This is a genomic window from Aminobacter anthyllidis (assembly GCF_018555685.1).
Lineage (GTDB): Bacteria > Pseudomonadota > Alphaproteobacteria > Rhizobiales > Rhizobiaceae > Aminobacter > Aminobacter anthyllidis.
In genome coordinates this window covers 179,793-189,197 of sequence record NZ_JAFLWW010000013.1, presented here as the reverse complement: position 1 = coordinate 189,197, position 9,405 = coordinate 179,793, and the positions used below count along the sequence as shown (strand labels likewise).

Here is a 9,405-nt window from a genome sequence, read left to right as displayed (position 1 = left end):
TGTAGCCCTTGAGCTCGGCTTCCGAAGGCCGGCGCACCTTCAGCACCACATCGGCCCTGGCCGCATCGGATGCCTTGCCGATGACAGCCCCCACCGCCGCAAAATCGGCATCGGGAATGCGCGACAAAGTCCCAGCACCCGTCTCGACAACAACCTCGAAACCAAGCCCCACAAGGCGTTTCACCGTATCCGGCGAAGCCCCAACACGGGTCTCAATCAACTCAAGCTCTCTGGGTATGAATATCGTCTGGCCCACCGTGACGTCCTTTCGGTTGGAACCTTACCAAACGTAAAGTGCCGGACGCACACAGACGCGTCGGCGCCTTACCAACGAAATCTAATGGGGTAGTGACGAAGAAGCCGCCGACGCACCCGTACCAAAAACTTATCAGGACCATGCCCTGCCGGGCGCTTCGCCGGCAAGGTTATTGCTTGCAGCCGCCTTTGTTCCACGCTCTTCGAGTGAAGATCGCCCGTTCAGCTTCGGCCGGAAATTGGCCGTGACACGAACCGGCGCGGGAACCCCGCGACTGCCAGGAAATCAATCAGCGAATGTGGGTCGGCACGTCGCGCAGCAGGTAGCCGCCAACGCCGCAGATGACCAGGAACAGCACGACGCCCGAAAAGAACCCGGCCGGCGTGAAAAAGCCGAAGGCCATGGCGATCATCAGCGCGACGCAGCCGAGCGTGCCGTATTTGGAAAGCGAAATGAAAGTCGAATAGGTTTTCTCGTGCTCGGCATAGTCCATCTGGGCGCCAAGTTCGATCGGGCCGGTCGGCGTGGTATCAGCCATGAGAGTCCCCTCCGGAAAACGAGTTCAAGGGCACATACCTAAATGCGCGCTGCAGGGCAATGGAAAGATTGCCCCTTTGGCTGCGACAAGATTATCAATCCCCAGCGAGGAAATAGATGCTCATTTGATCAAACGTCAAGTTATTTATGGCGATCGCGATGACTGATATCGCGAGACGAGGTAGCAACGGCTGCGGAAGGGGCGGCCGAGAGGTTACGATGAGGCAATGCAGCCACACAACGACATCGCGCCCGAACCGTTGAAGTCGGGCTGAAGCCGCTTTCCTGCCGATTGGCAAGAGCAGCTTTCTGGCGGACCGGAAAGCGGCAGCGCCGGCGTCGTGCGCCGCGCAAGGACGGCGCTAGTTCTTGCAAGCTCCGTTGAGCGGCCACGGCGCATGCGCGGCCGCGAACTTGCTGGCTTCCTGCTCGGCCAGCGGCGTGATCATCTCGGCATCGGCGGTCAGCAGGCCGGATGCCTTGACGAAGCTGGCACCGTCCCACTCCAGCATCCAGGCGCCGCCATGGCCGGCATGATTGGCGCAACTGGTCGAGAACGGACCGATCATCCCGACCATGCCCAGCGACGCCAGCCTGGCATCGTCGATCTTGAGGTTCTCGAGGCCCCAGCGCATCTGTTCGCCATTGATCAGCCTTTTGTCGAAATGCTCCTGCGCGGCCTTGACCGCCTCGGCTGACAACATCGAGATCAGCACGCCGCGCTGGTAGAACAGCTTGTCGAGTGCCTCCACCGGCGTCTGCGACTTGCCGGCGTCGATCACGTATTTACGGATGTCCTTGATCGCCTCGGCATCTGGCGCGGGCAGGTTCCACGACAGGGCCCGATAGCCTTTAGCCGCGTCGCCGGCCGCCTTCAGATCATCGTCGTGCGCCGACCACCAGATGCCGACGAGCCTATCCATCGCAAAGCCTGATTTCACCGCCTCGGCCAAAGCGCCGGCGTTCATCGCCCCCCAGCCCCACAGCAGCACAAAATCCGGTTTCTCGCTTTTTATCTTCGCCCATTGCGACGACTGGTTTTGCATCTCCTTTGCCGCCACGGGCAGAGGCAGGAGCGTGAAGTCGAAGCTGTCGGCATAGGCCTGGAGCAGCGGGATCGGCTCCTCGCCGTAGACCCCGTCGAGATGCAGCAGCACGATCTTCTTGCCGCGCAGGCTGTCGAGGTCGTCGCCCGATATGCTCTTGAGCATCATCGATGCACCGTCCCAGTAGGTGACGGGCGGATTGAACGCCCACGGAAAACGCTTGCCATCGGCCATGGCCGAGAAGCCGTATCCCGGCGCCAGGACCGGGACCTTGTCGTCGCTGGCCTTCGGCAGGAGTTCAAGGGCGATGGCGGGCGACCAGGGCTGGGTGACCAGGCTCGATGCCTTGGCCTTGCCGTAGCATTCGAGGCCCTTGTCGACGCTGAAGCCGGTCTCGCACTCGTCGTAATTCAGCTTGATGCCGTTGATGCCGCCGTCGCGCTCGTTGAGCATCAGCATGTAGTCGCGCTGGCCGTCCATCAGCGGCGTGCCGACATCGGCGAACGGACCGGTCCGGAACGTCATGTTGGCGATGGCGATCGTGTCTTCGGCGCGCGCGGGCGCGGGCAAGAAAATCCCGAGCAGCAACGCTGCCCGCAAAAGATGCTTGATAACAGGCCTCGTCATTGTTCCCGCAGATTCCGGATTACAGCGCCGCCGACCTTACGCGAAGCTCAGGCAGCTTCGCGATAGTATTTTGCCGTCGGCAGGATGGTCAGCGGTGCGAGCTCGCCCATCGGCTGCCTGCCGAACATCAGCCGCTGCTCCATCGGCGTCGACTTGAAGAATGGGAACCGCTGGAAGGAGCGCTCGCGGATGCCGTTGACGTCGGCGCGGTAGAGCACGACCTTGTTGAACACGCCTGGGTACGGACGCGGCTCGCTGATCCGCTCGGAGTAGTAGATGCGCTTGTAGAAGCCGGCATGGTCCTCGCGAACTGTCGACAGACAGTATGGCGCGTTGAAATGAAAGCAAGCCATGCCCGCGAGGCGCAGCGTGATGTAGGGGATCTGCGGATAGACCCGCGACCATTCGGGGTCCGAAGCGAAGCGACTTGGACAAATGAAGGTCAGCCCCTCGGCCAGCATCGGCATGACAATGTCGCCGAATGCCTTGGTAGACGGTGAAAATGGCGTCGCGAGCGTGACGTGGTGGATCCGGAGCGTGCTTACCAGCCGCTGGTCGACATAGACACCAAAACGGTAGGCGTTGGGCGTCTCGTCCAGCTCGTCACTGATGGTGTGGCTCTCGTTGTCGGGAACCATGTCGTTCGAGCGGTACGATTTGTACCTGAGCCGATAAATGTCCTCGAGATCTTCGCCCTTGTCACAGCGGCGGTATTCGGTGCGCTCGAGCAGGTTCGAAACGTGTCGCGCAAATGACGACCCCGCTTCGGACGCACTGCTACTCTTAACGTCGGCGTCTCCGCCGGACGTCGCTTGATGGATCGTCATGGTATTCCCCGTACTTCCGCCCAGTCGAAAGGTAGCGGAGGCCGAGATGATGTAAAGATGAAATTCAAACTGTTCCTATTTACCTTCCGTTAAGGTTAACAATTAACGGATAATCAAGCGTTTTTGTCGGGCGGGCTGGGCGCGCCCCACTCACTTCAACGACGGGCTGTGATGCGTGCGAGACCGATGTCCTTGGCGAAGGGCCAGACTGTGTTCGACATGGTTTCAATGCCGGACGACGACAGCGCCGATCCAAACAGGAAGCCCTGGACCAGGTCGGGATGCACTTCTACCGCAAGGATCTTGAGCTGTTCGAAGGTCTCAACCCCTTCGACCGTGACCGACAGGCCGAGCGGACGCGACAGGTCGACAATGCCCTTCAGCAGCTTCAGCGAACGTGGGTTCTGGGCGACATCGGCAAGGAAGCTGCGGTCGATCTTGACCTTGTCGAGCGGCAGCTTGTGCAGGTAGCTCAAGCTGGAATAGCCGGTGCCGAAATCGTCGAGCGCAATGCGCACGCCGATCGCCTTGAGTTCTTCGATGTAGCTGCGTGTCGACGACTTGTCGTCGAGCAATGCCGTCTCCGTGACCTCGATTTCGAGGCGGTGCGGCGCGAGGCCTGAAGCCGCAAGCGCCTCCCGCACCTTTTCGACGACATCGCGATCGCGGAAATCCTTGGCGGACAGATTGACCGAGACACCGATCGGTGCCGGCCACTTGGCGCATTCGGCGCAGGCCGCCTGCAGCACGAAGGTGCTGATGTCGGAGATGATGCCCATCTCTTCGGCGAGCGGAATGAAGGTCGCGGGCGAAACCGGACCGAGCTCGGGATGGTCCCAGCGGCACAGCGCCTCGCAGCTGGCGATGCGCATCGTGCTCATCGAAACGATCGGCTGATAGACGACGCGCAAGGCACGCGCCTCCACCGCATTGCGCAGATCGGCCTTCATCAGCTGGCGGTTGCGGAAGGCGGCGTCCATCACCGCTTCGAACAGATGCCAGCTGTTCTTGCCCGATTCCTTGGCCTTGTAGAGCGCGAGGTCGGCCTTGACGATCATCGCGTCGACATCGGATTCGCGCACTTTTCCCAGCACAGCGCCACCGCTTGCCTGGATGCGCAAGGCGTGCCCGGCGACGTCGACCTCGCCCTGCATTTCGGCGAAGATCCGGTCGAGCATCAACTTGAGATGGCTCTCGTCGTCGATGTTGTCGAAATAGATCATGAACTCGTCGCCGCCGAAGCGGCTGACCTTGACGCTGTCGCTGGCAAACGCCGCCAGCCGCTCGGCGACTGCGTAGATGAGCCCGTCGCCCACAGGATGGCCAAGCGTATCATTGACGCTCTTGAAATCGTCGAGGTCGAGAACGGCAAGGGCGCATAGCCTATCGCGATCGCCGGAGAGAATGCATTCCGCCGCCAGTTCATGAAAGTAGGCGCGGTTGGGCAGCCCGGTCAGGCTGTCGTAACGCGCCATGAAGCGGATCTTCTCTTCGGCGGCGACGCGGGCGGTCACATCCTCGAAGGTGATGACGCCAAGTTCCTGGCTGCCTTCGCGCGCCGAAAATTCCAGGCACTGGCCATTGGCGAGCGTTACCAGGACTTTGCGGTCCCTGCCCTCGCGCAGAGCCCGCGTCAGTTGCGCCTCGATGTAGCGGCAGTCCTTGAGCGCAAGCTGGCCGCCGGCGACGCCGCGCATCAGCAGGCCGTGGATCGAGCGGCCGAGCAACGCCTCCGGCGATTTGACCGACATCAAATGAGCGGCTTCCGCATTTGCAACCGCTACGCGCCCGTCAGGTCCGAGCATGACAAGGCCATGCGACATCGTGTTGAGCGCGCGATTGAAACGCTGCGCCAACCGATTGGCCTTCTTTTCCTCCGACACCGCAGTGAAAAGAACATCGCGCACGGTGTCAGCGAATTTCCGTATCGCAAACAGGAAGGGTGCGGACAAAAGACCCAAGAAGACATGGTAGCCGTCGCCGCGAAGCAAGAAGCCGACCGAGATCGGCCACGTCAGCGCAATGATCAGAATGATGACCATCCGCGGCGACCCGTAGTTGCGTCCGGCAATCGAGGTCGCCGTGGCCAATGTCACGCAGACAGAGGCAATCTCTGCGAAGGTATCGTGCGCGAAGTAGATGCCGGCGAGGCAGAATGCACCCAATGCGGCGCCGTGCAGCGTGCCGTAGAGAATGTAGTCATTTTCGCGCTGGTGAGCTTCTTCCCAAGTTGTCGGCGACGGTAAGCTATTGTATTTGCGAAAATTTCGCATGCGCAGCGTGCCGACCAGCACCATGACGAGCGCGACAACCAGATAGAGCGGATGGGCGGTCTTCCACCAGACAACGCCGATCAGAAACGTCTGCGCTATGATGCCAACAGCCAGCGTCGAGCCGTCGCGGAAAAGCGTTTCCACGAAGGGGATGTAGACGTCGACCGGTATCTCGTTGTTTCTTCTGCGCATCCGAGGCCCGCCTGGGAGGCCAAGAACTGCCACACACGCCTTAAGAAAGGCTTAGAAAGCGAGCCTTCATGTGCCTGGAACGCTACTCAATTACGCGACACAACCTCTAATTTAGGTTCAGGTAAACAAGTCGTATCGCCTATTCGGCAGCCTGAAGGGCGTGGCTCGACGGCGCAGCGCTGAACCGCCTGACCAGCCGTTCCCGTTCCCCCGATGCCTTGTCGACGCTCGCGTGCTTCACGTGGCCATAGCCGCGGATCAATTGCGGCACTGATGCAAGAGCTGCCGCAGCGTCAAGATTGTCACTCGACAGTGAACCGCGGATCAGCTCGAGGTCGTCCTCGTAGCGGCCGAGCAATGCGCGCTCCATTCGCCGCTCGGCGGTGTAGCCGAAGACGTCGAGAGCGCCGCCACGCAAGCCCTTCATCGCCGAAAGCAGCTTGAAGCCCTGCATCATCCAGGGGCCGAAGCTCGATTTGCGCGGCGTACCATCCCTACCCTTGCGGCCGAGGATCGGCGGCGCGAGATGGAACTCAAGCCGGTCGTAGCCCTGGAACTGCTTGGCCAGCTCGCGCTGGAACGAGCCGTCGGTGTAGAGCCGTGCGACCTCGTATTCGTCCTTGATCGCCATCAGCTTGAACAGGGAGCGCGCCGCAGCTTCGGTGACAACAGTCGAGCCCGGCTTCGCCTTTTGCTCAGCAGCCCGGATCGATGCGATGCGACCTATGTAACGCTCGGCATAGGCGGCGTTCTGATAGGCTGTCAGGAACTCGGCACGGCGGGCGATCATCTCGTCGAGCGTCTGCGGCACGGCAGGCGTGTCGCCATGGCCAGAACGGCCAATCATCACACGGACGAATTCCGGCTCATGCGCAGCCCGGCGGCCCCAGCGGAAGGCCGCGACATTCATCGCCACGGCCTCGCCGTTGAGCGCGATCGCCTTTTCGACCGCCTCGGCCGACAGCGGCAGGCCGTCATGCTGGAAGGCAAAGCCGAGCATGAACATGTTTGCGCCGAGCGAATTGCCGAACAGGGCCGACGCAGTACGGGTGGCGTCGAAGAAATGCGCGTTCGCTTCGCCGGCCGCTTCGCGGATGGTCTTCTTCAGCCGTTCAGTCGGCAGCGAGAAATCGGCCGACCGGGTGAACTCGCCGGGCATGATCTCGGCGGTGTTGGCCACGAAGATGGTGTGGTTTTCGCGCACCGCCGCCAGCACCTTCTTGGCGCCCGACACGACGAGGTCGCAGCCGAGGATCAGGTCGGCCTTGCCTGCCGAAACGCGGATGGCGTTGATGTCGTCGGGCGCACGCGCGATACGGACATGGGTGAACACCGAGCCGCCCTTCTGGGCGAGGCCGGCCATGTCGATCATGCCGCAGCCCTTGCCCTCGAGATGGGCTGCCATGCCGAGCACCGCACCGACGGTGACGACACCGGTGCCGCCGACGCCATCGATGATCGCTGCCCAGCCGTCGCGGTCGAGTGGGAACTGCCTTGGCTCGGGCACGCCTGACAACGCGTCGGAGGTGCCGGCTATGCCTTCGGCCTTGCGGATCCTGGCGCCATGCACCGTAACGAAAGACGGGCAGAAGCCGTTGACGCAGGAGAAGTCCTTGTTGCAGCTCGACTGGTCGATCTTGCGCTTGCGGCCGAACTCGGTTTCGACAGGCTGGATCGAGACGCAGTTCGACTTGACGCCGCAGTCGCCGCAGCCCTCGCAGACGAGTTCGTTGATGAAGACGCGCTTGTCGGGATCGGGGAAGGTACCGCGCTTGCGCCGACGGCGTTTTTCGGCGGCGCAGGTCTGGTCGTAGAGCAGGACGGTGACACCCTTGATGTCGCGCAGCTCGCGCTGGACGAGGTCGAGATCGTCGCGGTGATGGAACGTCGTGCCGACGGGAAACTGCGTACGACCGCCATACTTGTCCGGCTCGTCGGTGACGACGGCGATGCGCTCGACGCCTTCCGCCCGGACCTGGCGCGCGATCATGTCGACGGTCAGGCTGCCTTCATGCGGCTGGCCGCCGGTCATCGCGACGGCATCGTTGTAGAGGATCTTGTAGGTGATGTTGGCATCGGAGGCGAGCGCGAAGCGGAGCGCCAGCGTGCCCGAGTGGTTGTAGGTGCCGTCGCCGAGATTCTGGAAGATGTGCTCGCGCTTGGTGAACGGCGCCTGGCCGACCCATTGCGCGCCCTCGCCGCCCATGGCGGTGAAGCCGACGGTGCTGCGGTCCATCCACAACGACATGAAGTGGCAGCCGATGCCGGCACCGGCGATCGAGCCCTCCGGCACATTGGTCGAGGAATTGTGTGGGCAGCCGGAGCAGAAGAACGGCGTGCGTGACGCCACATCCGTTGTATCGGCCAGCATCGCCTGGTACTGGCGCAAGCGGCTGACACGGGCGGCGATCTCCTCCGACGGGCCGATGACCTTGAGCACGCGCTCGCCAATGGCGATGGCGATATCGTTGGGGTCGAGCGCGCCCTTGGCCGGAAACAGCCAATCGCCGCGCTCGTCCTTCTTGCCGACGACCTTCGGCTGCATCGAGGTGCCGTAGAGCTCCTCGCGCACCTGGACTTCGAGCAGCGAGCGCTTCTCCTCGACGACGACGATCATTTCCAGATCGCGGGCGAATTCGCGGATGTGCTCGATGTCGAGCGGCCATGGGCAGCCGACCTTGAACAGGCGGATGCCGAGCTGGTTGGCTCGGCTCTCGTCGATGCCGAGATCGTCGAGCGCCTGGCGCACGTCGAGGAAGCTCTTGCCGACGGTGATGATGCCGATCTTGGGCTTGCGGCCGCCGGAATAGACGATGCGGTTGATGTTGTTGGCGCGGATGAAGGCGGAAGCAGCGGCGCGCTTGTATTCATGCAGCCGCGCTTCCTGGCCGAGTTGGTCGAGCTCGTGGCGGATGTTGAGCCCGCCGGGTGGCATGTCGAATTCGGGAATGACGATATTGAGCCGGCCGAGCGAGGCATCGACGGATGCGGTGGATTCGATGTTGTCCTTGACGCATTTGATCGCCGCCCAGGTGCCGGCAAAGCGCGACAGGGCAAAACCGTAGAGGCCGTAGTCGATCAGCTCCTGCACCCCGCCCGGATTGAGGATCGGGATCATCGTGTCGACGAACAGGAACTCGGTGGCATGCGCGTTGGTCGAGGATTCGGCGGTATGGTCGTCGCCCATCAGCGCCAGCACGCCGCCCTTCTTGGACGAACCGGCAAGGTTGGCGTGGCGGAAGACATCGCCGGAGCGGTCGACGCCGGGCCCTTTGCCGTACCAGACCGAAAACACGCCGTCATGCTTGCCCTCGCCCATCAGCTCGGCCTGTTGCGAGCCCCAGCAAGCGGTGGCTGCCAGTTCCTCGTTGAGGCCGGGCTGGAAGACGATGCTGGACTGCGCCAGCTGCGTCTTGGCCTTCCAAAGCTGCAGGTCGAGCCCGCCGAGCGGCGATCCGCGATAGCCGGAGACAAAGCCTGCGGTATCGAGGCCTGCGAGCCGGTCACGCTCGCGCTGCATCAGCAGCATCCGGATGACGGCCTGGGCCCCGGAGAGGAAGATCCGCTCCTTGCCTAGGTCGAACTTGTCATCGAGAGCGACGTCGTGAAGCGTCATCAGCATTTCCTGTGCCCCAACCACCCTCGAT

Annotated in this window: 5 protein-coding genes and 1 pseudogene; all 6 read right to left on the bottom strand. The window is 62.3% G+C overall.

Annotated elements, in window-relative coordinates; genetic code table 11:
• Positions 1 to 256 (bottom strand): annotated as a pseudogene (locus J1C56_RS30015) (Re/Si-specific NAD(P)(+) transhydrogenase subunit alpha); the annotation flags it as partial.
• A gap of 289 nt (positions 257 to 545) precedes the next feature.
• Positions 546 to 794, bottom strand: a complete 249-nt coding sequence (locus J1C56_RS30010; protein WP_214393595.1) for an aa3-type cytochrome c oxidase subunit IV — start codon at positions 792 to 794, stop codon at positions 546 to 548.
• Positions 795 to 1,155: 361 nt separating this feature from the next.
• Complete coding sequence (locus J1C56_RS30005; protein ID WP_214393594.1) at positions 1,156 to 2,466, bottom strand: ABC transporter substrate-binding protein; 1,311 nt, start codon at positions 2,464 to 2,466, stop codon at positions 1,156 to 1,158.
• A 47-nt stretch (positions 2,467 to 2,513) separates the two neighbouring features.
• On the bottom strand, positions 2,514 to 3,293 hold the full coding sequence (locus J1C56_RS30000) for an N-acyl amino acid synthase FeeM domain-containing protein (protein ID WP_214393593.1): 780 nt from the start codon (positions 3,291 to 3,293) through the stop codon (positions 2,514 to 2,516).
• A 155-nt stretch (positions 3,294 to 3,448) separates the two neighbouring features.
• The gene (locus J1C56_RS29995) at positions 3,449 to 5,758 is read right to left on the bottom strand and encodes a putative bifunctional diguanylate cyclase/phosphodiesterase (protein ID WP_214393592.1); all 2,310 of its coding nucleotides are present in this window, start codon (positions 5,756 to 5,758) and stop codon (positions 3,449 to 3,451) included.
• A gap of 139 nt (positions 5,759 to 5,897) precedes the next feature.
• Positions 5,898 to 9,374: an indolepyruvate ferredoxin oxidoreductase family protein gene (locus J1C56_RS29990; protein WP_214393591.1), complete on the bottom strand. Its 3,477-nt coding sequence runs from the start codon at positions 9,372 to 9,374 to the stop codon at positions 5,898 to 5,900.
• Positions 9,375 to 9,405 lie beyond the last annotated feature (31 nt).